This is a genomic window from Bradyrhizobium sp. CFUWI (genome assembly GCF_056429085.1).
In genome coordinates this window covers 37309-63582 of sequence record NZ_JBWJZE010000013.1, presented here as the reverse complement: position 1 = coordinate 63582, position 26274 = coordinate 37309, and the positions used below count along the sequence as shown (strand labels likewise).

The following is a 26274-nucleotide window of genomic DNA, read 5'->3' as shown; positions in this document are numbered from 1 at the left end:
TGGCAAGGCATCTTTCGCGCGTCCGGCTGGTGACGCGTCGATATCGGCAGGGAGGAATTTCATGCGCATCACCGCAAAATGTCTGGCAACCACGAGCCTGGTCCTGGTGACCACGGTCCTCGCGGTGCCGTCATGGGCCGCCGAACTGGATGCCAATTCGGCGATCGACACCGTGACGGTCTATCCCGATGGCGCCACCGTCACCCGCATCATCGCGCTGGACCTCGCCTCCGGCGATTCGACACTGGTCGCCAGGGATTTTCCGCTCTCGCTCGATCCGTCCTCCCTTCGCGTCGAAGGCGAGGCGGGCGCCAAGCTCACCATCGGCACGATCGATGCCCGGCCGCCGCGGGCCGCGCCGCCCGTTAACCTCTCCGAGCTCGACAAGCGCATCGAAGCGCTGAGGGATCAACGCGCCGACCTGCAAGGTGCGATCGACTCGGCAAACGCAAGGCGCAGCTTTGCCCAGCGCTTTGCCGAAGCCTCGCCCGCCGGCCTCGGCGACAAGGGCGAGGCCCGGCCGATCACCGAATGGCGCGCGGCCTTTGCCGCGGTCGCCGAGGAGACCGCGACCGCCGACACGACGATCCGCGACGCCACGCGAAAGCAGCGTGAGATCGACCGCCAGATCGCGCAGCTCGAGGCCGAGCGCTCGGCCAAGCCGCCGAGCAAGCTGGAGGTGCGAATCGACGTCGCCTCGGCCGCCGCGACCAAGGCGACGCTGCGGGTGACTTACGCCGTGCGCAACGCACGCTGGGTGCCGCTCTACGACGCCCGGCTGGACACCGGCGCCAAGGATCGCAAGCCGCAGCTCGAACTCGTTCGTCGCGCCGAGATCACGCAGTCGACCGGCGAGGACTGGTCGAATGTCGCGCTCGGTGTCTCCACGGTGCGTATCGGGCGTGGCGGCAGTGCGCCGGAGCTCGGCTCGCTGGTGGCGCAATATCCGCAGCCGCCCAAGCCGCTGGCGCTCGGCACCGCCTCGGACCTGGCGCGGCCTGCGCCGACCGCCCGCCAGCGTTCGGCGCAGTTCGAGCCCATGTCCAAGGTCGCAGAGGCGACCGAGCGCGCCGACGAGCAGCAGGCGGTGGCCGAGATCGGCGGCTTCCAGGCGACGTTCAAGATTCCCGGCCGCGTCAGCCTCGGCGCCGCGGAAGGAGCCAAGAGCATGCGCATCGCGGCCATGACGGTGCCCGCCGAACTCGCCGTCCGTGCCGCGCCGGTGCTGGACCCGACCGCCTTCCTCGAAGCCAGCTTCAAGCAGACCGACGACACGGCCCTGCTGCCTGGCAAGGTCGCGATCTATCGCGACGGCGTCTTTGTCGGTCGCGGCAAGATCTCGGCGTCGGCCAAGGACGACATTGTCCGGCTCGGCTTCGGCGCCGACGATAAGGTCAGGATCGAGCGCGCCGTGCTCAAGCGCAATGAAGGTTCGGCCGGCCTGCTGGTCACGACGTCCAAGACCGACGAGCGTGCGTTCAAGACCACCATCCGCAACGGTCATGATTTCCCGCTTCGCGTTGCCATCGAGGATCAGTTGCCGGTCAGCGAGAGCGAGGACATCGTCGTCGAGATGCTGCCGTCGACCACGACGCCGACCGCGAGCAACATCCGCGACAAGCGCGGCGTGCTGGAATGGTCGTTCGACGCCAAGCCCGGCGAAGTCCGCGACATCAACTTCGCCTGGCGCATCCGCTGGCCGAAGGACAAGAGCATGGTGATCGTGCCGGCGGGGTAGGTTGCGCCTTCCACCTCGCCCCGCTTGCGGGGAGAGGTCGGATTGCATCGAAGATGCAATCCGGGTGAGGGGGACTCTCCGCGAGTCCAACTCTCACCGTCCCCGCGGAGGCTCCCCCTCACTCCAGCCCCCCGCAAGCGGGGCGAGGGAGGACACCTTCACCGCGGTGTCGGCGGCGCGCGCATCGACTGCGGCAGCACGTACGGCACGCCGTCGTCATCCCGATGAACCACGGCCTCGATCTCGAAAATGTCACGGATGATCTCGCGCGTGACGATGTCTGCGCGCGAGCCGTCTGCGGCAAGCTTGCCGCCAGCCAGCACGATCAGCCGGTCGGCAAAGCGGATGGCCAGGTTGAGGTCGTGCAGGATCGCGATCACCGCCGTGCCGCTGCCGGCGCGGCGGCGCGCCGCTTCGACGAGGTCGATCTGGTGACGCAGATCGAGGCTCGAGGTCGGCTCGTCCAGCAGCAGAAGCCCCGGGCCATGCTCGGCTTCGCCGCAGGCGAGCTGCACCAGCACGCGGGCGAAATGGGCGCGCTGCTGCTCGCCGCCTGACAGGGTCGGCAATTGCCGTTCGCGGAAATGCGCAAGGCCGACCTCCTCGAGGGCGGCATCGACGAGCGGGCCCGCGTCACGCGCGCTGCGATCGTTCACGCCCATCCGCACGATCTCCGCGACGGTGAAGGGAAAGGAGACGCTGATGTGCTGGGACAGCATCGCGCGGCGGGCGGCGAGCTCGCGCGGCGTGAAGCTGCCGATGTCGCGCTGCTTCAGGCGCACCTCGCCTGCGCTCGGCCGCAGATCGCCGGAGAGCAGCCGCAGCAAGGTCGATTTGCCTGCGCCGTTCGGACCGATGACGGCGACCATCTCGCCGGCCGCAACCGTCAGGCCGACGCCATCGAGCAGCGTCGCGCGGCCGGCGCGCTTGCTGAGGGATCGCGCCTCGATCACGGCACTCATAGCGAGGCGAGCCCGCGCTGCCGCAGCAGGATGAAGAGGAAGACCGGCGCGCCGACCGCCGCGGTCAGGATGCCGATCGGCATCTCCGCCGGCGCAACGATCGTGCGCGCCAGGGTGTCGGCGCCGACCATCAGGATCGCGCCGAGCAGCACCGAGGCCGGCAGCAGCAGCCGATGCGCGGGTCCGATGACGAGGCGGAGCAGATGCGGCACGACGATGCCGACGAAGCCGATGACGCCGCTGATCGACACGGCGACGCCGGTCATGGCGGAGACCATGACGATCGAGATCCGCTTCAGACGCTCGACATCGACCCCGCCGTGAAAAGCGTCGGCCTCGCCGAGCACCAGGAGATCGAGGCCGCGCGCGATGAAGGTGCAGGCGCCGAGCCCGATGACGAGGATCGGTGCGAGCACGGCGGCTTTGGTCCAAGTCACGCCGCTTATCGAGCCCAGCATCCAGAACGTGATGTCGCGGAGCTGGCGATCGTCGGCGACGAAGACCAGAAGCCCGATGCCGGCATTGGCGATGGCGGTGATGGCGACGCCGGCGAGCAGGAAAATCGCGATCGAGGTGCGCCCCGAACGGCTCGAGATGCCGTAGAGGATTGCGGTCGTGGCCAAGGATCCCGCGAATGCAGCGAGCGGCAGCAGCTCGGCCTGAAGGAAGCGCAGCGTCTCGCCAAAGCACGAATCGGTGAAGACGATCGCGCTTGCGGCTGCGAGCGCCCCGCCACTGGAGACGCCGACCAGCGCAGGATCGGCGAGCGGGTTACGAAACAGTCCTTGCATGATCGCGCCGGCCGCGGCGAGCAGGCCGCCGATCATCGCGGCCGCCGCGATCCGGGGGACGCGGATCGTCCATAGCACGAGCTGGTCGCGGGCGGTCATCGCCGTGCTTTCGCCTGACAGTCCGAGTGCGGCAGGCAGGCGGGAGAGGGGGATGCCGGCGGCGCCGAGCGTCAGCGCGACGATCGCGGTGACCGCGAGCACCGCGATCAGGAGCAGGATCGCTAATGATGCAGACGGCCGCCTCGCGCCGGCGTGTCGTTCCGGGCTGCGCGCTCCAGTCTCGACTGCCACGCTCATTGCCGGCAATTCGCTGCCGACAGCGCCGACGTGAATCCGTCGCCCCGTTCGGCCAACGCTGGATAGAGTCTTGTGGAAAGATCGCGGGCCGCTGCCGCCGTCCGGGGTCCGAAGCCGAGCAAATAGAGCCCGTCCATGGCGATGAAGCTCTTGTTGGCTGCGACCGGCGTCAGCGCAAACCCGGGATGGGCATAGATCGCCTCGGCCTGGACCGGGTCCTTGCCGCGTTCGATCGACAGCGCGACGTCGGGTCTTGCCACCGCGATCGCCTCGTCGCCGATGATCTTGTAGCCGTCGAAATCGTCGATGGCATTGGCGGCGCCGGCGAGCTGGATGATCTCCTCGGCCGCAGTCTTGCGGCCGGCTACCAGCGCTCTCCCGTTCTGCAGCGACATCACGAACATCACGCGCACCGGTTTGGTCACCTTGGCACGCAGGGCGCGGAGCTGCGCAAAATCGGCGCTGACCGCGGCGCTCAGGCACGCGGCGCGCGCGTCGACGCCCATGGCGTGACCGACCAGCTTGATCTTCTCGATCAGGCCGGCCTCGGTGAAGGTGTCGGGCACCAGCACCAACGGCACTTTCGCGGTTTCCAGGATGTCCATGGTCTCGCGCGGACCCGAGCCCTGGATCGCCAGGATCAGGGTCGGATTGAGGCCCAGCACGCCCTCGGCGGAGATCTGGCGCATGTAGCCGACATTGGGTTTGTCCTGCAGCGCCGCCGCCGGATAAAGGCTGGTGGTGTCGACGCCGACCAGCCGGCTCTCGAGCCCGAGCGCATAGAGGATCTCGGTGATGGCGCCGCCGATCGAGACCGTGCGCCCGGAATCGGTCACGGCGATCTCGCGATTGCGCGCGTCATGTACGGTGATGCCGGCGGCGTGCGCGGCCGGCGTGAGCGCGATTCCGCTGGAGAGCAGGAGGCTGGCGATGGTGCGGCAAAATACCATTGCGGATTACTTCGTCAGGATCAGCTTGTTCTGCGATGTCAGGCGAAGCCGATAGCTGTCTTCGCCATGCGCAATGATGATCTCGCGGGCGGCCGCGAACAGCTCGCGGCTGTCGATCTGGCCGCCCCGCATGGTCACGGTTCTCGTTGTCGCAGAAGAGCTTCCTGCTGCCCCCGCCGCGTCGCCGTCGTTGTCTGCGGACGTTGCTGACATGTGAAGTGTGATGCGCCTTCGAAACCTTGGAGTGCTGCTTGTTTGTATAGGCGGCACCGAGCGCATTCCAACGGCTGCAATTTACAATCGATATAAACTGCAACCTGATGTCATTGACCGTCAGGGTGTTGCCACGTAACCAATTATGGCGGCGGGGAACTTGCCCGCGCGACTTGAGATGTCAGCCAGCCAGCCGTTCGCGTTGCGAACGCACGCCAGCCAGCCAAAGATTCCAAATTTTGAAGTGAAGTGCAGGCTGGGGCTGATATGGCTGACGGGGCTAGGTATTCGCGCGCCCTGATTTTGGGCGCGTCGGTGGTTTCATTTGCGGCAGTGATGACGGAGAGCGGTCTCGCGCAGACTGCATCGCCGCAGGCCGAAAACGCGTCCACGGAACGGCCGAAACAGGCCAAACGCAAGCCGTCAAAGCCGCAAGTCGCGCAGCAGGCAACGCCTGAAATCCTGAACGCTCGCGCCCAGGCCGGCAGCACGGCGCCGGTGCAGGTGCTCGACACCATCACGGTCGCTGCAACCAAGACCAAGGAGCGCGCGATCGATGCGCTCGCGCCGGTCAGCTCGATTTCGCTCGACCAGATCCAGGGGATCCAGCCGAACCGGCTGTCGGGCATCTTCTATGCGGTACCTGGCGTGTCGTTCCAGGAGCGCGGCGACGATCCCGCAACGGTCATCAACATCCGCGGCCTGCAGGATTTCGGCCGCGTCGCTGTCGTCGTCGATGGCGCCCGGCAGAACTACCAGCGCACCGGCCACAATGCCAACGGCTCCTTCTTCCTCGACCCTGAATTGATCGGCGGCGTCGATGTCGTACGCGGGCCGACCGCCAACATCTACGGCTCCGGCGCGATCGGCGGCCTGGTCTCGTTTCGCACCAAGGACATCAATGACGTGCTGCGTCCCGGCGAGCGCTGGGGCGTCGATCTCTCCGGTTCTTACGGGTCCAACAACAATCGCGGTCTCGGCTCGGTGTTCGGCGGCGTCCGCGCCACACCCGACGTCGATATCTTCGGCGGCGCGGTCTATCGCACGCAAGGCAACTACAAGGACGGCAACGGCACCGAGATCGGCAACACCGGCAATCAGGTCGAGGCCGGGTTGATGAAGCTCACGGTGCGGCCGGCGCTCGGTCACGAGGTCAAGTTCGGCGCCGTCTTCCAAGATTACCAATACGATATCGGCCAGTTCAATCGCGGTCCGACCACCACCCCAGCGCTGATTGCCCTGAATCGCGGCTCGTCGGTCTATGCGTCCGATACCAAGAACTACACCGGCACCGTGACCTGGAATTATTCGCTCCCGAGCGACAATCTGTTCGACTGGCACATGTCGGTCTATGGCAATCGCACCGATAACGACCAGACCAAGACCTACCATTACGGCACGATGCCGTCGGCCTATTGCAACGGCGGGTTCGGCAACAACGTCTCGGGCTGCGTCGGCGACCAGCGCGGCTATGTCCTCAATACCTACGGCATCGATGCCAACAACACAACGCGCTTCAACGTGGGCGATTGGCGCAACGCCGTCACCTGGGGCATCGACGCCTTCCAGGACGACGTGATCACGACGGACAGCCGCGGCAACTCCAACATCACCACGCCGAGTGGCATCCGCACCGTGTCGGGCGGCTTCCTTCAGTTGAAGCAGAATTACAGCACCTGGTTCGAGGCGGTGAGCGCGATCCGCTATGACCGCTATGACCTCGATTCCGGCAAGACGCATGCCGGCGGCGACCGCTTCTCGCCGAAGATCACCCTCGGCGTCACGCCGGTCCCGGGCTTCCAGACCTATGTCAGCTATGCCGAAGGCTATCGCGCGCCGTCGATCACCGAGACGGTGATCTCGGGCGCGCACGCGACCGGCGGCGGGCCGGCTCTCTTCCCCTGTCCAGGCGGCACCGCCGGCCTGTTCTGCTTCCTGCCCAACGCGAACCTGCGTCCTGAGGTCGGCAGGAACAAGGAAGTCGGCATCAACCTGAAATACGACAACATCTTCAGCGCCAATGACTCATTCCGCGGCAAGATCAATCTGTTCCGCAACGATGTCAGCGACTACATCGACCTCGTCGCCTCGACGCCGGTGCCGACCGGGTTCGGCTCGTTCAGCCAGTACTATCAGTACCAGAACATCGCCAACGCCCGTATCCAGGGCTTCGAGGCGGAGACGATGTACGATGCCGGCAATTGGTTCATCGGCGTCGCCGGTCATTACATCCACGGCAAGAACGTCGCCACCAATATCGGGCTTGCAACCATCACCCCGCGCAAGGTCGTCACGACCGGCGGTGTCCGCCTGCTCGATCGCACCCTGATCCTGTCGGCGCAGTGGGCCTCATTCGGGGCCAACAACGACGTCCCCGCCGGCTATCTGCCTGCAACCGGCTACGAACTGGTCAACCTGTACCTGACCTACAATGCGACCAGGGACATCGTGTTCACGGCCTCGATCGACAATCTCCTGAACCAGTATTACCGGCCTTACGCCATTCCCGGCAGCTCGACCGACGGCACCACGCAGAACGACGTGCTGTGGTCGAGCCCGGGACCGGGCAGGGTCTACAAGGCCGGCATGAAGATCCACTTTGGAGGTGCGTAAGGGACGGCGCGTCGCAACACCACAAACATCCGTCGGGCCGCGCTGATGCTCCAGCGCGGCCTCGGTGCGTTTCGTTTTGATCAGAAGGAGAGACTTTCATGTTCATCGCTATGAATCGTTTCCAGGTGAAGAAGGGCGCGGAGACCGCGTTCGAGACCGTCTGGGCTACGCGCGAATCCTATCTCGGCAGCATGCCGGGCTTCGTCGAGTTTCATCTGTTGAAGGGACCGGAGGCCGAGGACCACACGCTCTATTCGTCGCACACCAGCTGGGTCGACAAGGCCGCGTTCGAGGCCTGGACGCGCTCCGAGGAATTCCGCCGCGCCCATGCCCGTGCCGACAACAGGACCGGCGAGAGCCTGTATCTCGGTCACCCCAAGTTCGAGGGCTTCGAGGTGATCCAGAGTGAGCGCAAGGCAGCGGCGGCCTGAGGCAGTGGCGCACCAGAGGAGCCGGACATGTTGAGCACGGGTCTCGCCGATCTCAGGGCCTATATGGCCGACAATCCCGGCGCGGTGATCGAGGACGTGGCGCGTGAGCGCAACGTCCCCCCGCGCGCGGTGGTCGAGGCGCTGCCGTCATCCATGGTGCGCATCGGTGGCGGCGAGCACTTTGCCGCCGTCATGCACGACATCGCGGCGTGGGGCGAGGTCACGCTGATCGTGCACACGGATGATGCGATCTTCGAATTCACCGGCGCCATTCCTGCCGGTGAGATCGGTCGCGGCTATTTCAACCTGATGCAGCCGAAGGGCCTGCACGGCCATCTCCGCCACGAGCGTTGCGCGGCAATTGCCTTCGTCGAGCGACCGTTCATGGGCAAGACCTCGGCCTTCGTCGCGTTCGTGAACGCCGACGGCGGCATCATGTTCAAGGTGTTCGTCGGCCGCGACGAGACAAGGGCGCTGCGGGCGGATCAACTGGCGCGGTTCCGCCAGCTTGCGGACCGAATCGCACCAGCGCGCTAGTTCGCTTCAACCTGTCGGGAGACCGGGATGCAGAGCAATTTTGGGCTTCGGCACGTGATCCTAACCGTCGCGCTGGCGCTCGCGCCGACACCGGCCCTCGCGATCGACCAGGCCTTGTTGCCGCGCAACCTGTCGCCGTGGGGCATGTTCCTCGGCGCCGACGTGGTGGTGAAGACGGTGATGGTCGGGCTCGCCGTCGCCTCGCTGGTGACCTGGACGGTGTGGCTCGCCAAGATTATCGAGCTGCGCCGCAAGGGCGCGCTCGCGCTGCAGCGGACGCGCGCGCTCGAAGGCAATCTGACCCTGGCCGAGGCATCCGCACGTGCCGGTGACGCGAACGACGCCGTCGTCCAGCTGATCCAGTCCTGCGCCAGGGAGGCCGAGCTCTCCGGCGGCGTGCTCGACGACGGCCTTCAGGAACGTGTCGCGCTGCGGCTCGAACGGGTCGAGGCGGCGATGTCACGGCAGATCGCGCGCGGCACCGGCGTGCTCGCAACCATCGGTGCCGTCGCGCCCTTCGTCGGCCTGTTCGGCACGGTCTGGGGTATCATGAACTCCTTCATCGGCATTTCCGAGAGCCACACCACCAGCCTCGCAGTGGTCGCGCCTGGCATCGCGGAGGCGCTGCTCGCCACCGCGCTCGGCCTCGTCGCGGCGATCCCGGCGGTCGTGATCTACAATCATCTCGTCCGCGGCGTCGCCAATTACCGGGCCCTGCTCGGCGACGCCTCGGCTCAGCTCATGCTGCTGGTCAGCCGCCAACGCGACCAAAGGGAATTCCGGTTGACGCGGGCGGCGGAGTAGAGCCATGGCCGCGAAGCTCGGTACGCACTCCGGATCGCCGCGCAAGCGCGGCGACCTTGACGATCTCGACGTTACCCATGAAATCAACGTCACGCCGTTCATCGACGTGATGCTGGTGCTCCTCATCATCTTCATGGTGGCCGCTCCGCTTGCCACCGTCGACATCGGGGTCGATCTGCCGGCCACCGCGGCCGAGCCGGCGCCGCGGCCGGACAAGCCGGTCTTCGTCACCGTCAAGCCGGACCTGTCCGTTGCGGTCGGCGAAGATGTCGTCGCCCGCGAGGCGCTCAGCACCTCGCTCGATGCCGCCACCAAAGGCCGCAAGGACGAGCGCATCTATCTGCGCGCCGACAAGGCCGTCTCCTATGGCGACCTGATGGAGGTGATGAACGCCTTGCGCAATGCCGGCTATCTCAAGGTCGCGCTGGTCGGCCTCGACGGACGCAGCTGATGGCCGCCAACGCCTTTGCCCTGCACGAGCCGCTCGGCGAGCATGAAACGGCGCGCTGGAGCCTCTCGGCGGCAGCGATCGTGATGTTGCATGTGGCTGCCGCGCTGCTTGCGATGAATTGGCAGAGGTCGCAACCGGAGCAGGGCGTCAGCCTGCCGGCGATCATGGTCGATATGGCGCCGCTGACCTCGGCGCCGCAATCGACGCAGGATGACGTCGCACCGGGGCCGGTGATGCAGGAAGCCGACGCCTCGCCGCCGGAGCCAGTGCAGCAGCAGGCCGTCGAGGAGACCATCGCGCCGACGCCGCCGCAGGACAAGCCTGATGTCGTGGCCCCTCCGGAGCAGAAGTTGGAGCCGACGCCGGCCAGGCCGGAGCCTGTGAAGATCGTACCGCACGAAAAACCCGCACCCGCAAAGCCCAAGGTGGTTCGCCGCGAAGCCAGGAAGCCGTCGGAGGCGACGCCCGCGCCGCGCACCAGCGCAGCCCCGCGCGCCGAGCGCGAGGCGCCGATGGCGTCGGTCCAGAGCGCCGGCGCGCTGGCCTCCGTGATCGCATCCTACAATCAACGAGTCCGCGCCCATCTGATGCGCTTTCACTCCTATCCTGCCGGCGGCGGAGGCCAGCGCGGCGTCGCCAGGCTGAGCTTCACCGTCAGCCGCAGCGGGCAGGTCACGTCCAGCCGCCTTGCCGGCTCATCCGGCGTCGCTGCCTTCGACACCCAGGCCACGGCGATGGTCCGCCAGGCCTCGCCGTTTCCGCCGGTGCCGGACGAGATCAAGTCCGGCTCGATGAGCTTTACGATTCCGGTGGAGTTTACGGTGAGGTGAGGATGCTCGCTCACACCCATTCACGGTCTGACGTGTAAAGGGTGCGAGGGGTTGTCTCCGCGACCTCATTGAGAGTGTAGGACTGAAGTTCTGTCCCCGTCATTGCGAGCGCAGCGAAGCAATCCAGACTGTCTCCGCGGAAAGATCCTGGATTGCTTCGCTGCGCTCGCAATGACGGGGATGAGGCCCAACCCTCTCCCCGCAGGTGGGGAGAGGGAGAGGAGAGAACTCGTCCTACTTCGCCTTCAGGAAATCCGCGACTTCGAGCAGCATGAACTCGTTGTCGTCGGCTTTGTTGGGATCGCGGCTGGAGGAGAACGGCAGGTTGTTGTCGTTGCCGACGATGATGTGGCTGTCGTCGACGCGATCGACGTTCTCGATGGTGAAGAACGGGAAGGTGTAAACGCCGTCGTTGAGCGGCTTCCGCGCCTTCTTGTCGGGATCCTTGATCTTCATCAGGTCGATATAGCCGATCTTGCGCACGGGCTTGCCGACATTGGCGTCGGAGAGCTCGATCTTGTAGACGCGCTTGAACTTGGCGAGGTCGGGGAAGCAGTTCTCGCCGCGGGTGCCTTGCGGGCAGGCCTTGTCGGCGGTGCCTTCGCCGTTGTCGCGCTCGATGATGAGGCCGGAGGCCTGATCGATCATGTTGAAGTCGCCGATGGCGTTGCCGTTCTGCTCGAACACATACTGCCAGGAGCGGCCGGTGAACTTCTCCGCGGCGACGTCGAATTCGAGAATGCGGGCGGCTTCCTTGCCGTCGATCTTCTCCCAGTCCTTCTTCTCGGCATCCCACAGCGGTCCTTCGAGCAGGCCATAGAGGAACTTGCCGTCTTTCGACGAGGCGAAGCCCTCATAGCCCTTGGAGCGGCGGAGATTGACGTTGGTGTAGGTCGCGCCCGGCGCACCCGGCGTCGCGACGGCCCAATTGTCCGGCGAGCGCACCGGCTTGCCGTCGGCAACCGTGTCGAACACGCCGAGGATCTTGCCCGACTTGTCAGCCTTCAGGATATAGGGGCCGAACTCGTCGCCGATCCAGAAGGTGTCGCCGACGATCTGGAAGCCTTCGGTGTCGAAATCGGACCCGGTGAGATAGCGCTTCTGGGTATCCTCATGCACGATTCGGAAGGGCACCTTCTTGTCGGGATCGTGCAGGAAGATGGTTTCCTGTCGCTCGATCTTGCCGCTGGCCCAATCCATCTTGTAACGATTCAGATACAGCATCGAGTCCGGCGAGTTGGCGCGCGCGCCCATGCCGTTGTCGGTGATGACCCAGAAGCTGCCGTCGGCCATGGTCTTGATGCCCGAATGCCCCTGGAGCGGCTGGCCCTTGAACGGCAGCGACACGCCGGTGGGACGCTCGTAGGACTTGCCCATCACGGTACCAAGCGCGTCGACCCGCTTGCCGGTGGTATATTTGCCAGGGGTCTTGAGATCGGCGGGGGCGTCAGCCGGCGCGTCGATGAACGACTCGGCCGGCATCACCACGTGGCCGGCGAGCTTGGCCGGGAATTCACCTTCGCTCTGCGCGAGCGCTGTGCTCGCGGTGAGAACGATCGTTGCGACGGTGCTGAGAAAAGTCGCGCGCATGTGCGTCTCCTGTTGGCGGACGCACGCCTTATGCGGACGGCACGTTGCAGTTTTGTGAAGCCGGGCCAAACGCCGCAGGCGCGATCTACTCCTTCACCGCGCCGGTCAGCGACGAGACGTAGTAATCCACGAACAGCGAGTAGAATACCGCAACCGGCAGCGAGCCGAGCAGCGATCCCGCCATCAGTGCGCCCCACTGATAGACGTCGCCGGTGACGAGCTCGGTCAGGATCGCGACGGGCACGGTCTTGTTGGCGCCGCTCTGGATGAAGGCGAGCGCATAGATGAACTCGTTCCAGGACAGCGTGAAGGAGAAGATGCCGGCCGAGATAAGCCCGGGCACCGCGAGCGGCAGCGTGATCCGGCGCAGGATCTGTAGCCGCGTCGCGCCATCGACCAGCGCGCATTCCTCGAGCTCGTAGGGGATCGATTTGAAATAGCCGATCAGGAGCCAGGTGCAGAACGGCACCAGGAAGGTCGGATAGACCAGGATCAGCGCAAGAGGACTGTCGAACAGGCCGAATTGCACCACGACGGTGGCGAGCGGAATGAACAGGATCGACGGCGGCACCAGATAAGCGAGATAGATCCCGAGCCCGACATAGGGGCTGCCGCGGAAGCGCAGTCGTTCGATGGCATAGGCGGCGAGCGTCGATGCGATCAAGGACAGCGTGGTCGAGCCGATCGCGACCAGCATCGTCGTCGTCAACCAGCGCGGATAGGCGGTGTCGAACAAAAGATGCTTGATGTGGGCGAGCGTCGGCGAGGAGATCCAGAACGGATTGTGCGCCTTGTAGTTCATCAGCTCCGCGTTCGGCTTGAACGAGGTGATCGCCATCCAGTAGAACGGGAACAGCAGGATCAGCACGAAGCAGCCGAGCGGCAAATAGATCATCATCAGCCGCCGCAGGCCGGAATCCCACGCCATGGTGTCGGGCGCGGCTTTGGCGTCAGCGACGCCGGTTTGCGCGACGGTATCAATCATTGTCCTCTCCCTGCTGCCATTTGCGGCGCGCCAGGCCGAAATAGGAGAACAGCGTCGCGAACACCAGGAACGGGATCATCGACACCGCGATCGCCGCACCTTCGCCGAGCTCGCCGCCGGCGATGCCGCGCTGGAAGGCCAGCGTCGCCAGCAGATGCGTCGAGTTGCCGGGCCCGCCGCGGGTGATGGCGTAGACCAGCTGGAAGTCGGTGAAGGTGAAGATGATGGAGAAGGTCATGACGATGGCGAGGATCGGCATCATCATCGGGAAGGTGATATAGCGGAAGCGCTGCCAGGCGCTGGCCCCGTCGAGCATCGCGGCCTCGTAGAGCGAAGGCGAGATGGTCTGCAGCCCCGCCAGCAGCGAGATCGCGACGAAGGGAATGCCGCGCCAGATGTTGGCGGCGATCAGCGAGAAGCGGGCCGGCCAGGGCGAGCCGAGGAAGTCGATATTGCTCGACCGCCAGTGCAGCACGTCGACGAGCAGGTAGGAGATGATCGAGAATTGCGGATCGTAGATCCACCAGAACGCCAGCGCCGACAGCACCGTCGGCACGATCCATGGCAGCAGGATGATCGCGCGCAAGAGGCTCTTGAACGGAAAATGGTTGTTGAGCAGCAGCGCGAGCCAGAAGCCGAGTGCGAACTTCCCGAAGGTCGCGATCCCCGTATAGACCACGCTGTAGAACACGGCATTCCACCACAGCGGATCGGTGAGCAGATACTGGAAGTTTTCGAGGCCGACATAGTCACCGCGTCGGCCGATCGTGGTGTCGGTGAAGGCGAGCCAGATGCCGAGGCCGAGCGGATAGGTCAGGAACACCGTGAGCAGCCCGATCGCGGGGGCAAGGCACATCACGATCAGGAACGGCTTGTAGTCGAACAGCCGGACCAGCCAGTTCGGCTGCCGCTGCGCCAGGGCGGAGGAGGAAAGCGTCGTCACGGACATCAGGTCGTTGTCCCGTCTGTGTAAGTTACGCTACCGTCATTGCGAGGAGCTCGCGACGAAATTGCGTAGCAATTTTTGCGCTGTAGCGACGAAGCAATCCAGGCTGTAGCCGCGGGGACGGACTGGATTGCTTCGCTTCGCGCGCAATGGCGGCCGCTACTTCTGCCGCCGAAAGTACCGCTTGCAGCGCTGTTCGGCTTCCGCGGCCGCGACCTCCGGGGTGGCCGCGCCGGTCGCAACCGCCGAGAACATCTGAATCAGCACGTAGTCGGCACTGACTGCACCCGTCGCCGTGGAGATCGGGCCCTTGTAGCCGTCATAATATGTGCTCTTCATCGTGTCCTTGAAGATCGAGACCTTGGGGTCGCCTTTCCAGACGGCTGCGTCGGCATAGGCGGCGAGCGGCTGCGACCAATAGCCGGAATTGGCATTGAGCCAGGGCTCGTACTGATCGTTCTCCAGCATGAATTGCAGGAAGGCCTTCGCCGCGTTGGGGTACTGGCTGTGCTTGAATACCATCGCGTTCAGCGTCAGGCCCGCCATCGGGGAGACCTTGGCCACGCCCTTCGGCAGCAGCTGATGCTCGCTGTCGTCGGCGATCGCCTTGGTCGCCGGATCGTTCTTCAGCGAGAAGTACAGCGAAACGCCATTGGCCGTCAGCGAGATCTCCTGCGAGGAATAGGCCCGATTGTTGCTGACGTCGTTCCATGACGTCGTGCCGGCGATGAAGGTCGGGTAGAGCTGCTTGACCCAGTTCAGCGCCGCAATGGTCTCCTTGCTGTTGATGACGACGTTGCCTTCCTCGTCGAGCAGGGCGCCGTTGTGTGACCATAGCGCCCAGTTTGCGAAGCCGTTGCCGTCGCCCTTGGCGTTGCCGAGCGCGAAGCCGGCCGGCTTGCCGGCCTTGTGCAGCTTCTGGCAAAGATCGACGATTCCAGCATGGTCCTCCGGTACCTTGTCGAAGCCGACCGACTGCAGGATCGACTTGCGGTAGATCAGGGGCCCCGCGGTGGCGCCGAACGGCAAGCCAATCCAGGCGTCGCTCTTGTTCTTCTTGCCGTAGCGCTGCGCCAGCGGCAGCCAGCCGCCATAGCGCTTGCCGAGATAGTCGGCGACGTCGGTCAGCTCGATCAGCTTGTCGATGTAGATGTGGGGGGCATCGGAGAAGCCGATGATGATGTCGGGGCCGGCGCCGGAATTCGACGTCACCGCGGTCTGCTGGTTGATGTCCTCCCAGCCGACGAAGTCGACCTTGACCTCGACGCCGGTCTCCTTGGTGAACTTCGCCGCATTGGCGCGGAACACATCCTCGTCGGCCTGGACGAAACGCACCGGGCGCAGCATGCGCAAGGATGCGCCCTTCTCGATCTCGCGCTTGGGTGCCGGAACGTCGGCAGCCTTGATAGTGGATGTTTGCGCTGCAGCACCAGTGGCGGCGAAGGTTGCAGCGGATAGGCCCAGCGCCAAGGCATCACGACGGGTGATGTCGTTCCTCATCAGTACCTCCCTATATGTTTTCCCTTCCCGGCGTTGACCGCCGGTGAAGGGTCGTTTCGGCCTCGGCGCGTTCTACGCCGCCCGCCTAGCTGTTCGGTCCCCGGTCCATGCTGACGGGCTGCCAGCGACGGAGCGTGGTGTTCTGCAGCACCGACGGATTGACACAGCTTACCGGCCACATGCCCTGCAGCACCAGTGACAATTCGTAGCCCACCCGGCGCTTGCGCGCCTCGTCAAACCGTGCCGAGGCCGAGGCGACGTGGGCGGTCAGGGTCACGTTCTCCATGCCGAGCAGGGGATTGTTGTGCGAGGGCGGTTCCTTCTCCAGCACGTCGAGCGCGGCGTGCGCGATCCAGCCCTCCTGCAGCGCCTTGATCAGGCTCTCCTCGTCCACCGTGGCGCCGCGCCCGGTGTTGATGAAGATCGAGCCTTTCTTCATCTGCCGGAAGTGCTTCTCGGTCAGCATGTGATGCACCTCGGGCCGTGCCGGAGCATGCATCGAGACGAAGTCGGATTGCGACAGCACCTCGTTCAACGTGGCGGGGATCACGCCGTGGTCGTACATCAGCGTTTCCTGGATGAAGGGATCGTAGGCCATCATGCGCAGGCCGAACGGTGCCGCGCGCCTCGCGACTGCACGCGCGACGCGCCCGAACGAGACGAAGCCGAGCGTCTGGCCCATCAGGCGCGGGATCTTGAGCAACGCCGGCCGGCCTTCGGCCCAGCGGCCGTCGCGCACCATGCGGTCCTGCTCGACCAGGCGGCGGAAGCCGGCTAGCAGCAGCATCATGGCGTGGTCGGCGACCTCCTCGATGAAGGTGTCGGGAATGTTGGTCACCGGGATTCCACGGGCGGTGGCGGCCTTGACGTCGACGCTGTCGACGCCGACCGAGCCGAGCGTAATGACCTTGCAATTGTCCAGCGCGTCGATGATCGACTTGGTGATGGGGATGCCCTTGGCATAGATCGCGTCGGCATTCTTCGCGGCGGCGATGAACCCGGCTTCGTCGGCAGGCGCCTCGACGATCTCGGCGTCGATCGGATCGAGCGCCTCCCGCTCAAAGGAATAATCGCTGCCCGCGACGGTGAAGCTCGCACCCTTCGGCGTCACCACCCTGTATTTCGGCATGTCCTGCTCCCGATTTGGTTTCTTGTTGCGACCCGCCTTCGTGGCGAGCCTTTGCGTCTTTTACGCGAAATCGCAGCTTGCGCGTACAATTCCAGGTTGTTGTTGCCAGTTTTCGACGTTCGGTCCGGGCTTCTACGGAGCTCCGTAAGTAACTTGCTAAGGGCTTCCCCCTAAAGCTTGATTCGATTTCGAGCGATCTCGTCGCGTGCCCGTATCCTTTATTGCCGGAGCCATCCCGTGAAATTGAGCAATCTGAAGATCGCCCCGAAGCTCGGCATTCTCGTCGGCGTCACGCTGTTGGGTCTCTGCATCTCCGGCGTCCTCGCCGGCTACCTGATGAAGCAGGAGATGGTGACCGCACGCATCGACCAAGCCAAGGCGATCGTGGAGATGGCGCGCAACTACGCTGCCGCGCTCAAGAAGCGTGTCGACGCCGGCGAGATGACGAAGGACGCGGCGATGGCCGAGCTCCGGCGCTACGGCAACGCGATGACCTATGACAACGGCGCCGGCTACCTGTTCGGCACCTCATACGACGGCATCACCCAGCTCGCACCCGATCCGAAGGTGATCGGCGCGAACCGCATGGACGTCATGACCAACGGCCGCAAGCTGTCCCTCGAGCTGATGGACGGCGTCAAGGCCAACGGTTCGATCCTGCTGCATTATGAATATATGAAGCCCGGTCAGGAGAAGCCGATCCGCAAGATCGGTTACGCGGTCGCGGTGCCCGGTCTCGACATGTATCTCGGCACCGGCGCCTATCTCGACGACATCGATGCCAAGATGGGGCCGGTCTACTGGATGCTCGGCATTGCGATGCTCGGCATCGTCATCGTTGCCGGCGGCGTCGCCTGGCTGATCGGTCGCGGCATCAGCCGCCCGCTGGCGCTGCTCGGCGCGCGCATGAAGGACCTCGCCGACGGCAAGCTCGAGGGCGACATTCCGGGCGTCGGCCGCGGCGACGAGGTCGGCGCGATGGCCTCGACCGTGCAGATCTTCAAGGACAACGCGGTTCGTATCCGTGCCCTTGAGAAGACCGAGGCCGATGCCAAGGAGCGCGCCGCTGCGGAACGTCGCAGCGCGATGGAAGAGATCGCCAACGACTTCGAACGCAGCGTCAACGGCATCGTCCGCTCGGTCTCCTCGGCTGCGGCCGGCATGCAGACGACGGCGCAGTCGATGACCGCGACCGCCAGCGACGCCTCCTCGCGCGCGGCGACGGTCGGCGCTGCCTCGCAAAAGGCCTCCGGCAATGTCGGCACGGTCGCGGCCGCCGCCGAAGAGCTGTCGAGCTCGGTTGCGGAGATCTCGCGCCAGGTGACGCGCTCGACCGAGGTTGCGAGCCGCGCCGTCAGCGACGCCGAGCGCACCAACGCCACGGTGCAGGAGCTCTCCACCGGCGCCGAGAAGATCGGCGAGGTGGTCAAGCTCATTCACTCGATCGCGGCGCAGACCAACCTGCTCGCGCTCAACGCCACCATCGAGGCGGCACGCGCCGGCGAGTCCGGCCGCGGCTTCGCCGTGGTTGCCTCCGAGGTCAAGGCGCTCGCCAACCAGACCGCCAAGGCCACCGAGGAAATCTCGGCCCAGGTTGCGGCGATGCAGACCTCGACCAGCGATGCGGTGGCGGCGATCGGCGGCATCACGCAGACGATCGCGGAGATGAGCGAGATCACCGCGGGCATTTCCGCCTCGATCGAGCAGCAGGGCGAGGCCACCCGCGAGATCGCCCGCAACATCCAGTCGGTCGCGGCCGGATCGAGCGAGATCAACGCCCATATCGGCAGCGTCACCTCGGCCGCGGAAGCGACCGGCACGGCGGCAGGCGACGTGCTCACCAATGCCCGCGAGCTGGACACCCAGTCCGGCGCGCTGCGCAGCGCGGTGGACGGCTTCCTCGCCAAGGTGCGCGCGGCGTAAATTTCTTGCTCTGAATTCGTAGGGTGGGCAAAGACGCGAAGCGTCATGCCCACCTCATTTTTTAGTCGCGGGAACTGGTGGGCACGCTACGCTTTGCCCACCCTACGAGAGCCGTGCCGTGGACCCTACTGCTTCTCGATCTTCGCGTTCGTGATCAGCTTGTCCCACAGCACGAGCTGATCCTTCACGAACGCCCCGAGCTGCTCCGGCGTGCCCGAGAAGGCGTCCATGCCGAGCGTGGCGAGCTTGGCCTTGATCTCCGGATTCTCGATGATCTTCCTGATTTCCGTGTTCAGCCGGGTCACGATCTCCTTCGGCAGGCCGGCCGGCCCGAAATAGCCCTGCCAGGACGAGATGTCGAAGTCGGGCACGCCGGCCTCCTGCATCGAGGGCAGATGCGGCACCAGCGGCGAGCGGTCCTTGGTGGTGACGGCGAGCGCGCGCAGCGCGTTGCCGTTGACGTGCGGCAGGCCGGTCAGGATGTCGACGAACATCATCGAGACGCGCCCGCCCATGACGTCGTTGAGCGCCGGCGGCGAGCTCTTGTAGGGCACGTGCAGGAGGTCGAGCCCGGCATTGTGCGCAAAGGTCGCACCCGAGACGATCGCCGAGGACGATCCCGAGGCGTAGCTCAGCTTGCCCGGATTGGCCTTGCCATAGGCGACGAGCTCGGCGACGGTCTTGGCCGGCACCTCCGGATTGACCACCAGCATGAACGGCAAATCGCCGGTGCGCGCGATCGGCGTGAAGTCCTTGACCGGATCGTAAGTGAGGCTCTTGAGCAGATAGGGATTGGCGGAATGCGTGGTGTTGGTGGTCACCAGCAGCGTGTAGCCGTCGGGGGCGGCCTTCGCGACATAGGTTGCGGCGAGCATGCCGTTGGCGCCCGCCTTGTTCTCGATCACGATGCCGACGCCGAGCGCCTGCGACAGATGCTGCGAGATCAGCCGTGTGGTGGTGTCCGTGCCGCTGCCGGCCGCGAACGGCAGCACCAGCGTGATGTTGCGGCTCGGATAATTGTCGGCCTGGGCCGAGGATGCGGCGGCGAAGCACAATGCGGCCGTAGCCACGGCACGCAAATTTCGAATCAGCCCTGAAATCATCTTGAGACGTTCCCTCTTTTTGGTTGGCGGGGAACCTAGCGTCTCTACGTTGAAATCGGAAGACGGGAGTTTGTCTCATGCCCCGGACGCTGCGCAGCACCAAGTGATGCGCTGCAGAGCTGGAGCCCATGCTGCGGCGAACTGGGTCCCGGGTCTGCGCTTCGCTTGCCCGGGACGCGATAGCGCTCACGTCCGTCACGCGGAATTACTTCACGGCCGAACCTTGGCGCGAGGCGATCACGACGCCGGCGAGCACCAGGGCGTAGCCGATCAGGTGGAACGGCTGCAGCTTTTCGCCGAGCAGCAGAATCGCCATCGCCGAGCCGAATACCGGCACCAGATGGAAGAACGGCGCGGCGCGGTTCGGCCCGATCAGCGCCACGCCGCGGTTGAAGAACAGATAGGCCAGCGTCGACGGAAAGATCAGGATGTAGCCCAGCGTCGCCAGCGTGATCCCGTCGAATTGCAGGACGCGGCCGCTGGCCGCCTCCCAGATCGCCGTCGGCAGCAGCATCGTCGCGCCGCAGCAGGTGGTGAAGGAGAGGAAGGACAGCTGATGGATCTTTGGCCGGCGCGGGATGAAGGCGGAATAGAGCCCGAACGCCACCAGCGACGAGGCGAACATGATGTCGCCCCTGTTGAAGCTGATGCCGGCCAGCGCAGCGAGATCGCCGCGCAGGATGATGATCAGTACGCCGACGAGCGAAATCGCGATGCCGGCGAATTGCGCACCCGTCAGCCGCACGCCGAACAGCACCAGCGACCACAGCGCCACGAACAGCGGACCCGCCGACTGGATCAGCAGCGCGTTCAGCGCCTCCGTGTACTGCATCGCCCAGTACGAGATCGCGTTGTTGAAGGCAAAGCCGACCAGCGACAGGAACAGCATCAAGGGCAGGCTGCTCCGCAACGCAGGCCAGTCCCGCTTCAGATGCGGCCAGGCGAACGGCAACAGGATCAGGAACACACCGTACCAGCGGATCGTGGTCACCGTCAGCGGCGGCACATGCGCCCCGACATGGCGAGCGAGCACGATGTTGCCGGCCCAGAACAGCGAGCTCAGGCTGAGCAGCAGATAAGGCTGGTTGTTGAGCCAACTGGCCGGATTGGAGGCCTTTGGCGCGGGCGAAGCGATCGTCATTGGTTTGCATACGAGCTTGCGCCGGATCGGCGTCGTGGCACAAGTCACGGGGCCGCAATGCTACAATGCAACCATGATCCGGGGAGGTGCCATTGGCGGTTAATATGTTGAACATCGAGGGCCTGGAGCGGCTCGATCCACAGGCGCCGGTGGTGATGCTGAACCTGATGCGTTTCAACGCGCGCTCGCGCGACGGCGACGGATCCGGCTGGGACGCTTATTTGCGCTACAGCGCTATCACGGTGCCGATGATCAAGGCGCGCGGCGGCACTTTGCTCTGGACGGGCGAGGCCAAGGCGGTCGCACTCGGACCGCACGCCGGCAACGACTGGGATTTCGTCGCGCTGGTCTATTATCCGACCGTTGCGGCTTTCCTGGACATGATGACGTCGGAGGCCTACGAGCGCGAGGCCGATCCGCACCGCCTCAACGGCTGCGCCGAGCACGTGATCATTGCAACGAGCGAAGCCTACACCAAGTTCAAGGTGAAGTAGGACTGTCCGTCGCGCGGCACGCGCCTTCCCCTCTCCCACAAGGGGAAAGGGAAGAAACTAGCTCGCCTGCTTCCGTGACGCCACGAACACGCCCGACAGCACCAGCGCAAATCCGATGAAGTGGAACGCTTGCGGATGCTCGCCGAGGAAGACCATCGCCATGATCGAGCCGAACACCGGCACGACGTGGAAGAACGGCGCGGCACGGTTGGCGCCGATCAGCCGCACGCCGCGATTGAAGCAGAGATAGGCGAGCGCCGAGGGGAACACCGCGACGTAGAACAGGGTCAGCAGGTTCGGCCCGTCGAGCTTCATGACCGGGCGTGCGGACAGTTCCCAGATCTCCAGCGGAATGAGACAGGCGGCGCCGCAGCCGAAGGTGAAGGCGAGGAACGAGAGGCCGTGCATCGGCGGCCGCTTCAGCGTCAGCACCGAATAGAGCGCGAAGATCAGGAGCGCAAGGAGGAAGATCAGGTCGCCCTTGTTGAAGTCGATGTTCGACAGCGTGGTGAAATCGCCGTGCAGCAGGATCGTGAGCACGCCGCACATCGACAGCAACACGCCAAACGCCTGCGCCGCGGTGAGGCGGATGCCGAGGATGGCCAGCGACCACAGCGCCACGAGCAGCGGCGCGGCTGACTGCAGCAGCAGCGTGTTGAGGGCCTGGGTATGCTCCAGCGCCCAATATTGCAGGGTGTTGAAGGCGCCGATGCCGGTGATCGAGAGTGTGACCATCAGGCCGAGCTTGCCGCGGATCGCCGGCCAGTCCTGGGCAAGATGCTTCCAGGCGAATGGCAGCACCAGCAGGAAGGCGAAGAACCAGCGCAGGAACGACAGCGTGACCGGCGGGATGTGGCCGGCGGCGAGCCGTCCCACGATGGCGTTGCCGGCCCAGCACAGTGCGGTGATGCTGAGCAGCAGGTAAGGCTGGTTGGCGATCCAGCTGTGACCGGATCGTTCCGCGCTCGTGCTCTGACCGGTGGCGGACATTGTGATGGGTAGGGCCCCGCGTGCACCGAGGCTTCCGGCCCGGCGGGATCCGGGCCGGCTGATCGCCCGGCGCTGTCCAAAGACACGGAAATCGGGGCTGCATCAACAGGGGGCGGACGCATCGCGACCATGCAGCGGCCGAGATCGGTCTCACGCTTTGGTCGAAGCTTGCCGAGCAGCCCTGGAAGGTCTCTGGATTTTCCGGGGATATCAAAGGCTTAAAGTGTCTCTTGAGCCCCGAAAAAGCCTCGTTCTTGCTTGCCTAGAGCGGCTGCTTCCTTTATCCGGTTGGCTGCCTTGCGTGCGAGCGGCTCCCGGCCGTCAGCTTGGCTGGCGCATCTAAAATCTTCGAAGGATTACCCGCGAATGGCCAATGTTGTCGTCGTCGGCGCCCAGTGGGGCGACGAAGGGAAGGGCAAGATCGTCGACTGGTTGTCTGAGCAGGCGGACATCGTCGTTCGCTTCCAGGGCGGCCATAACGCCGGCCACACGCTGGTCATCAACGGCAAGACCTACAAGCTCGCGCTCTTGCCCTCGGGCGTGCTGCGCGAGGGCAAGCTGTCGGTGATCGGCAATGGCGTGGTGTTCGACCCCGCCGCCTTCCTCGACGAGGTCACCAAGCTGCGCTCGCAAGGCGTCGCGGTCTCTCCGGACAATCTGCGGGTGGCCGAGAACGTCACGCTGATCCTGCCGCTGCACCGCGAGCTCGACGCGCACCGCGAATCCGCCAATGCGGCGACCGCGATCGGCACCACCCGCCGCGGCATCGGCCCGGCCTATGAGGACAAGGTCGGCCGCCGCGCCATCCGTCTGATGGACCTCGCCGACCTCGACACGCTCCCGCACAAGATCGACCGGCTGCTGGCCCACCACAATGCGCTCCGCCGTGGCCTCAATCTGCCGGAGTTCGACGGCAAGCAGATCCTGAAGGAATTGAGCGCGCTGGCGCCGCAATTGCTGCCCTACGCCGAGACGGTGTGGCGGCTGCTCGACATCAAGCGCCGCGAAGGCAAGCGCATGCTGTTCGAGGGCGCGCAAGGCGCGCTGCTCGACGTCGACCACGGCACCTACCCGTACGTCACCTCGTCCAACACGGTGGCGGCGCAGGCCGCGACCGGTGCCGGCGTCGGGCCGGGCGCGGTCGGCTACGTGCTCGGCCTGTGCAAGGCCTATACGACCCGCGTCGGCCAGGGCCCGTTCCCGACGGAGCAGGACAACGAGACCGGCCGCAAGATCGGCGAGCGTGGCCGCGAGTTCGGCACCAATACCGGCCGTCCGCGCCGCTGCGGCTGGTTCGACGCCGTGCTGGTCCGCCAGGCGGTCCGGACCTGCGGCATCAACGGCCTCGCGCTGACCAAGCTCGACATCCTCGACGGCTTCGACACGATCGAGGTCTGCACCGGCTACAGGCTCGACGGCAAGGAGATCGACCATTTCCCGGCCGGCGAGGGCGCCCAGGCCCGGGTCGAGCCGATCTATGAGACCATCGAGGGCTGGAAGGAGCCGACCGCGAGTGCGCGGTCCTGGGCCGACCTGCCGGCCCAGGCCATCAAATACGTCCGGCGGATCGAGGAATTGGTGGGGTGCCCGGTCGCACTGCTTTCCACCAGCCCCGAACGCGAAGATACTATCCTCGTGCAAAACCCGTTTGAGGCTTAACGATCTCTTACCAGGACGCGCGTATAATTGAGTAGAAATGGCTGATTACTATCCGCTGATCGCCCGCGCTATTGCCGCCCTGGACCCCAACGCTCCCGGCGAAAGCCGTCGCGCGCTCTATGAGCGGGCGCGCACGGCGCTGATCGCGCAGCTGCGCAGCGTGCAGCCGCCGCTCTCCGAATCCGAGATCACCCGCGAAAGGTTGTCGCTGGAAGAGGCCGTCCGCAAGGTCGAATCGGAGGCGGCCCAGCGCGCCCGCGAGGCCTCGCGCCCCGGTGGCGGCGGGCGCAGCGGCGGCAGCGGGGATGCCTTTCGCCGCGCCAGCACCAGAGCCGCTGAAGGCAACGCGGCTGCGGCCTCGCCGGCTCCGCCGCGGACGCGTCCGGCTCCGCCGCCGCGGGCCGACCGACCGTCCGTTAACCTCGACGACCAGGGCGATGCCCAGCGCCCGCCGCGCGCTCCCCGTTTCGACGCCCCGCGCCAAGCCGGACCGGCCGCGCCGCCGCCGATGCCGGAGCCGCCGGCGGCTGGACGCGATCGCGCTGGCGCCCGCCGTCAGCCAGATCTCGGACCACCGTCGCTGCCGCCGGCACCGGGCGTGCGCGGCTTCCGCGACATCACGGCCGATGCCAATGACCTCGGCGGTGCGGCCGCGCAGGCCAGCCGCGCCGCGCGCCGCACCTACGCCAACGTGCCCTCGCCCTCGCCGGAATTCGACCGGCTCGAGCCCAGCCTGGAAAACCGCGCCGGCGAGCAGGACGCGCCCTACTCCTACGACGAGTCGATCGAGGAGGCCGAGCGCTACGCGCCGCCGCCTTCGCCGCGTCCGCGCATCGCGCCCGAGCGCGAGGCCAAGAAGCGCGTCCGCACCGGCTCGGCCTTCCCGTTCAAGAGCGCGATCGCCGTCGGCATCGTCCTGATCCTGGTCGGTGCCGGCATCCTCTGGGGCAAGCCGCTGCTCCAGATCGCGACCAACCTGTTCAAGTCCTCGCCGACCCAGGTGGTGGAGACGCCGAACACTGCCTCGCAGCCGCAGACCAAGCCGAAGATTCCCGATCGCGTCGGCCAGCCCTCGGCGAGCGACCAGCCGGTCGCGCCGGTGGCGCAGAAGGTCGTGCTCTATGACGAGGATCCGTCCGATCCGAAGGGCAAGCAATATGTCGGCTCGGTGGTGTGGCGGCTGGAGCCGATCAAGGCCTCCGGCAACCAGAAGGCCGACGTCGCCGTGCGAGCCGACATCGAGATTCCCGACCGCAAGTTCAAGATGACGATGTCGTTCCGCCGCAACACCGACTCCTCGCTGCCGGCGAGCCACACGGCGGAGCTGACCTTCATCCTGCCGCCGGATTTTCCGGGCGGCAGCGTCTCCAACGTGCCGGGCATCCTGATGAAGTCGAACGAGCAGGCGCGCGGCACGCCGCTCGCAGGGCTGGCGGTCAAGGTCACCGACGGCTTCTTCCTGGTCGGCCTGTCCAACGTCGATGCCGACCGCTCCCGCAACGTCCAGCTCCTGAAGGAGCGTTCGTGGTTCGACGTGCCGCTGGTCTACGCCAACCAGCGCCGCGCCATCATCGCCATCGAGAAGGGCGCCCCCGGCGAGCGCGCCTTCAACGACGCCTTCGCGCAGTGGGGCGATTAGCAGGCTTTCTATAATCCTTCGTCATTCCGGGGCGCGCGGAGCGCGAGCCCGGAATCCAACGTGCAGCGGGTGATGTCAGCAAATGGGTTCCGGGTTCGGTGCTGCGCACCGCCCCGGAATGACATCCTGGATGGATGATTACTGCGCCGCCGCTTCCCGCTTGCGCGAGGCAACCGCCTCGCGGTCCATCACGGCACGGCAGCCCGGGCTGACCTGCGCCTTGTTCCGGACCATACAGGCCCTGACCCGCGGAATGTCGGGGATTTCACTGGAGCACAGCCGCATCGCATCGCCGGTGCACATCTGCTGTGCTTCGGACGAGAAGGCGATGCCGGGCGAGGTCTGGAGTGCGATGGCTGCGGTTGCGACGGCCAACAGCGAAGCGGTGGTCTTGAGCAGCGAAGCGATGGTCTGATAGCGTGTCATGCAGAATGGATCCCCGAATCCTTAGGCTTGAGCCACTTGGTTCTTGGGGCGCCGCACGCGACTTGATCTGCCGCATGTCACAGCCTTCACGCCGGGAACTTGGCCCGGATGTGGTCGCTCGATTTCTTGATT

General features: G+C 65.5%; 24 protein-coding genes. 11 read left to right on the top strand and 13 right to left on the bottom strand.

The genetic code is table 11. The features are described 5' to 3' along the window. The first annotated feature begins 61 nt into the window (after nt 1-61). On the top strand, nt 62-1738 hold the full coding sequence (locus tag AC066S_RS26055) for a mucoidy inhibitor MuiA family protein (RefSeq protein WP_478270968.1): 1677 nt from the start codon (nt 62-64) through the stop codon (nt 1736-1738). 158 nt (nt 1739-1896) lie between these two features. Here the strand turns inward: AC066S_RS26055 and AC066S_RS26050 are convergent, their stop codons facing one another. The 4 genes from AC066S_RS26050 to AC066S_RS26035 are packed head-to-tail and all read right to left on the bottom strand — an operon-like array spanning nt 1897 to nt 4951. Further along, entirely contained in the window at nt 1897-2700 is an 804-nt protein-coding gene (locus AC066S_RS26050; RefSeq protein ID WP_135170785.1) for a heme ABC transporter ATP-binding protein, read from the bottom strand. Then, entirely contained in the window at nt 2697-3788 is a 1092-nt protein-coding gene (locus tag AC066S_RS26045) for a FecCD family ABC transporter permease (RefSeq protein ID WP_478270967.1), read from the bottom strand. The genes AC066S_RS26050 and AC066S_RS26045 overlap by 4 nt, the downstream gene beginning before the upstream one ends. Next, nucleotides 3785-4738, bottom strand: coding sequence for a heme/hemin ABC transporter substrate-binding protein (locus tag AC066S_RS26040; RefSeq protein ID WP_135170786.1), 954 nt, complete (start codon nt 4736-4738; stop codon nt 3785-3787). The genes AC066S_RS26045 and AC066S_RS26040 overlap by 4 nt, the downstream gene beginning before the upstream one ends. A gap of 6 nt (nt 4739-4744) precedes the next feature. Next, complete coding sequence (locus AC066S_RS26035; RefSeq protein ID WP_478270966.1) at nt 4745-4951, bottom strand: hemin uptake protein HemP; 207 nt, start codon at nt 4949-4951, stop codon at nt 4745-4747. Nucleotides 4952-5218: 267 nt separating this feature from the next. Between AC066S_RS26035 and AC066S_RS26030 the strand changes: the two genes are divergently transcribed. The 6 genes from AC066S_RS26030 to AC066S_RS26005 all read left to right on the top strand — a co-directional run bounded on the left by AC066S_RS26030 (nt 5219) and on the right by AC066S_RS26005 (nt 10617). Beyond that, the gene (locus AC066S_RS26030) at nt 5219-7564 is read left to right on the top strand and encodes a TonB-dependent hemoglobin/transferrin/lactoferrin family receptor (protein ID WP_478270965.1); all 2346 of its coding nucleotides are present in this window, start codon (nt 5219-5221) and stop codon (nt 7562-7564) included. Between the two features lie 98 nt (nt 7565-7662). Further along, complete coding sequence (hmuQ, locus tag AC066S_RS26025) at nt 7663-7995, top strand: heme-degrading protein HmuQ (protein WP_027573166.1); 333 nt, start codon at nt 7663-7665, stop codon at nt 7993-7995. A gap of 27 nt (nt 7996-8022) precedes the next feature. Continuing rightward, nucleotides 8023-8532, top strand: a complete 510-nt coding sequence (gene hutX, locus AC066S_RS26020) for a heme utilization cystosolic carrier protein HutX (protein ID WP_126258836.1) — start codon at nt 8023-8025, stop codon at nt 8530-8532. A 27-nt stretch (nt 8533-8559) separates the two neighbouring features. Continuing rightward, the gene (gene exbB / locus AC066S_RS26015; protein WP_126258837.1) at nt 8560-9336 is read left to right on the top strand and encodes a tonB-system energizer ExbB; all 777 of its coding nucleotides are present in this window, start codon (nt 8560-8562) and stop codon (nt 9334-9336) included. Between the two features lie 4 nt (nt 9337-9340). Next, nucleotides 9341-9787, top strand: coding sequence for a TonB system transport protein ExbD (gene exbD / locus AC066S_RS26010; RefSeq protein ID WP_126258838.1), 447 nt, complete (start codon nt 9341-9343; stop codon nt 9785-9787). After that, nucleotides 9787-10617 (top strand): energy transducer TonB, encoded by an 831-nt coding sequence (locus AC066S_RS26005; protein WP_126258839.1) that lies wholly within the window; start codon nt 9787-9789, stop codon nt 10615-10617. The genes exbD and AC066S_RS26005 overlap by 1 nt, the downstream gene beginning before the upstream one ends. A gap of 234 nt (nt 10618-10851) precedes the next feature. On the opposite strand, the gene AC066S_RS26000 is transcribed toward AC066S_RS26005, so the two are convergent. The 5 genes from AC066S_RS26000 to AC066S_RS25980 form a co-directional block, all read right to left on the bottom strand. Next, nucleotides 10852-12207, bottom strand: coding sequence for an esterase-like activity of phytase family protein (locus AC066S_RS26000; RefSeq protein ID WP_478270964.1), 1356 nt, complete (start codon nt 12205-12207; stop codon nt 10852-10854). A gap of 85 nt (nt 12208-12292) precedes the next feature. After that, nucleotides 12293-13192 carry a carbohydrate ABC transporter permease gene (locus AC066S_RS25995; RefSeq protein WP_126258841.1) on the bottom strand — a complete coding sequence of 300 codons (900 nt, stop codon included), beginning with the start codon at nt 13190-13192 and terminating at the stop codon, nt 12293-12295. After that, on the bottom strand, nt 13185-14141 hold the full coding sequence (locus AC066S_RS25990; RefSeq protein WP_126258842.1) for a carbohydrate ABC transporter permease: 957 nt from the start codon (nt 14139-14141) through the stop codon (nt 13185-13187). Before AC066S_RS25990 ends, AC066S_RS25995 begins: the two co-directional genes overlap by 8 nt. Nucleotides 14142-14297: 156 nt before the next feature. Then, nucleotides 14298-15638 (bottom strand): ABC transporter substrate-binding protein, encoded by a 1341-nt coding sequence (locus AC066S_RS25985; RefSeq protein ID WP_126258843.1) that lies wholly within the window; start codon nt 15636-15638, stop codon nt 14298-14300. A gap of 85 nt (nt 15639-15723) precedes the next feature. Then, on the bottom strand, nt 15724-16767 hold the full coding sequence (locus AC066S_RS25980; protein WP_135170791.1) for a C-terminal binding protein: 1044 nt from the start codon (nt 16765-16767) through the stop codon (nt 15724-15726). A gap of 237 nt (nt 16768-17004) precedes the next feature. Between AC066S_RS25980 and AC066S_RS25975 the strand changes: the two genes are divergently transcribed. Next, nucleotides 17005-18690, top strand: coding sequence for a methyl-accepting chemotaxis protein (locus AC066S_RS25975; protein WP_478270963.1), 1686 nt, complete (start codon nt 17005-17007; stop codon nt 18688-18690). Between the two features lie 125 nt (nt 18691-18815). Here the strand turns inward: AC066S_RS25975 and AC066S_RS25970 are convergent, their stop codons facing one another. Both AC066S_RS25970 and AC066S_RS25965 read right to left on the bottom strand, forming a co-directional pair. After that, entirely contained in the window at nt 18816-19793 is a 978-nt protein-coding gene (locus tag AC066S_RS25970; RefSeq protein ID WP_478270962.1) for a Bug family tripartite tricarboxylate transporter substrate binding protein, read from the bottom strand. A 205-nt stretch (nt 19794-19998) separates the two neighbouring features. Beyond that, nucleotides 19999-20934, bottom strand: a complete 936-nt coding sequence (locus tag AC066S_RS25965) for a DMT family transporter (protein WP_478270961.1) — start codon at nt 20932-20934, stop codon at nt 19999-20001. Nucleotides 20935-21038: 104 nt separating this feature from the next. Between AC066S_RS25965 and AC066S_RS25960 the strand changes: the two genes are divergently transcribed. Then, the gene (locus AC066S_RS25960; RefSeq protein WP_478270960.1) at nt 21039-21428 is read left to right on the top strand and encodes a DUF1330 domain-containing protein; all 390 of its coding nucleotides are present in this window, start codon (nt 21039-21041) and stop codon (nt 21426-21428) included. A gap of 57 nt (nt 21429-21485) precedes the next feature. Here AC066S_RS25960 and AC066S_RS25955 read toward each other — a convergent pair whose 3' ends face one another. Then, the gene (locus AC066S_RS25955; RefSeq protein WP_478270959.1) at nt 21486-22418 is read right to left on the bottom strand and encodes a DMT family transporter; all 933 of its coding nucleotides are present in this window, start codon (nt 22416-22418) and stop codon (nt 21486-21488) included. A gap of 366 nt (nt 22419-22784) precedes the next feature. Between AC066S_RS25955 and AC066S_RS25950 the strand changes: the two genes are divergently transcribed. Both AC066S_RS25950 and AC066S_RS25945 read left to right on the top strand, forming a co-directional pair. After that, a complete protein-coding gene (locus tag AC066S_RS25950; protein WP_126258850.1) occupies nt 22785-24077 on the top strand; it encodes an adenylosuccinate synthase in 1293 nt (430 codons plus the stop codon). Nucleotides 24078-24114: 37 nt separating this feature from the next. Further along, a complete protein-coding gene (locus AC066S_RS25945) occupies nt 24115-25716 on the top strand; it encodes a hypothetical protein (RefSeq protein ID WP_478270958.1) in 1602 nt (533 codons plus the stop codon). Between the two features lie 138 nt (nt 25717-25854). Here AC066S_RS25945 and AC066S_RS25940 read toward each other — a convergent pair whose 3' ends face one another. Then, entirely contained in the window at nt 25855-26142 is a 288-nt protein-coding gene (locus AC066S_RS25940; RefSeq protein WP_164718752.1) for a hypothetical protein, read from the bottom strand. Nucleotides 26143-26274 lie beyond the last annotated feature (132 nt).

What these genes read in the sequence shown, in the direction of transcription:
- AC066S_RS26055 (WP_478270968.1), top strand. Translation starts at nt 62, where the DNA reads ATGCGCATCACCGCAAAATGTCTGGCAACCACGAGCCTGGTCCTGGTG.
- AC066S_RS26050 (WP_135170785.1), bottom strand. Translation starts at nt 2,700, where the DNA reads ATGAGTGCCGTGATCGAGGCGCGATCCCTCAGCAAGCGCGCCGGCCGC.
- AC066S_RS26045 (WP_478270967.1), bottom strand. Translation starts at nt 3,788, where the DNA reads ATGAGCGTGGCAGTCGAGACTGGAGCGCGCAGCCCGGAACGACACGCC.
- AC066S_RS26040 (WP_135170786.1), bottom strand. Translation starts at nt 4,738, where the DNA reads ATGGTATTTTGCCGCACCATCGCCAGCCTCCTGCTCTCCAGCGGAATC.
- AC066S_RS26035 (WP_478270966.1), bottom strand. Translation starts at nt 4,951, where the DNA reads ATGTCAGCAACGTCCGCAGACAACGACGGCGACGCGGCGGGGGCAGCA.
- AC066S_RS26030 (WP_478270965.1), top strand. Translation starts at nt 5,219, where the DNA reads ATGGCTGACGGGGCTAGGTATTCGCGCGCCCTGATTTTGGGCGCGTCG.
- hmuQ (WP_027573166.1), top strand. Translation starts at nt 7,663, where the DNA reads ATGTTCATCGCTATGAATCGTTTCCAGGTGAAGAAGGGCGCGGAGACC.
- hutX (WP_126258836.1), top strand. Translation starts at nt 8,023, where the DNA reads ATGTTGAGCACGGGTCTCGCCGATCTCAGGGCCTATATGGCCGACAAT.
- exbB (WP_126258837.1), top strand. Translation starts at nt 8,560, where the DNA reads ATGCAGAGCAATTTTGGGCTTCGGCACGTGATCCTAACCGTCGCGCTG.
- exbD (WP_126258838.1), top strand. Translation starts at nt 9,341, where the DNA reads ATGGCCGCGAAGCTCGGTACGCACTCCGGATCGCCGCGCAAGCGCGGC.
- AC066S_RS26005 (WP_126258839.1), top strand. Translation starts at nt 9,787, where the DNA reads ATGGCCGCCAACGCCTTTGCCCTGCACGAGCCGCTCGGCGAGCATGAA.
- AC066S_RS26000 (WP_478270964.1), bottom strand. Translation starts at nt 12,207, where the DNA reads ATGCGCGCGACTTTTCTCAGCACCGTCGCAACGATCGTTCTCACCGCG.
- AC066S_RS25995 (WP_126258841.1), bottom strand. Translation starts at nt 13,192, where the DNA reads ATGATTGATACCGTCGCGCAAACCGGCGTCGCTGACGCCAAAGCCGCG.
- AC066S_RS25990 (WP_126258842.1), bottom strand. Translation starts at nt 14,141, where the DNA reads ATGTCCGTGACGACGCTTTCCTCCTCCGCCCTGGCGCAGCGGCAGCCG.
- AC066S_RS25985 (WP_126258843.1), bottom strand. Translation starts at nt 15,638, where the DNA reads ATGAGGAACGACATCACCCGTCGTGATGCCTTGGCGCTGGGCCTATCC.
- AC066S_RS25980 (WP_135170791.1), bottom strand. Translation starts at nt 16,767, where the DNA reads ATGCCGAAATACAGGGTGGTGACGCCGAAGGGTGCGAGCTTCACCGTC.
- AC066S_RS25970 (WP_478270962.1), bottom strand. Translation starts at nt 19,793, where the DNA reads ATGATTTCAGGGCTGATTCGAAATTTGCGTGCCGTGGCTACGGCCGCA.
- AC066S_RS25965 (WP_478270961.1), bottom strand. Translation starts at nt 20,934, where the DNA reads ATGACGATCGCTTCGCCCGCGCCAAAGGCCTCCAATCCGGCCAGTTGG.
- AC066S_RS25960 (WP_478270960.1), top strand. Translation starts at nt 21,039, where the DNA reads ATGTTGAACATCGAGGGCCTGGAGCGGCTCGATCCACAGGCGCCGGTG.
- AC066S_RS25955 (WP_478270959.1), bottom strand. Translation starts at nt 22,418, where the DNA reads ATGTCCGCCACCGGTCAGAGCACGAGCGCGGAACGATCCGGTCACAGC.
- AC066S_RS25950 (WP_126258850.1), top strand. Translation starts at nt 22,785, where the DNA reads ATGGCCAATGTTGTCGTCGTCGGCGCCCAGTGGGGCGACGAAGGGAAG.
- AC066S_RS25945 (WP_478270958.1), top strand. Translation starts at nt 24,115, where the DNA reads ATGGCTGATTACTATCCGCTGATCGCCCGCGCTATTGCCGCCCTGGAC.
- AC066S_RS25940 (WP_164718752.1), bottom strand. Translation starts at nt 26,142, where the DNA reads ATGACACGCTATCAGACCATCGCTTCGCTGCTCAAGACCACCGCTTCG.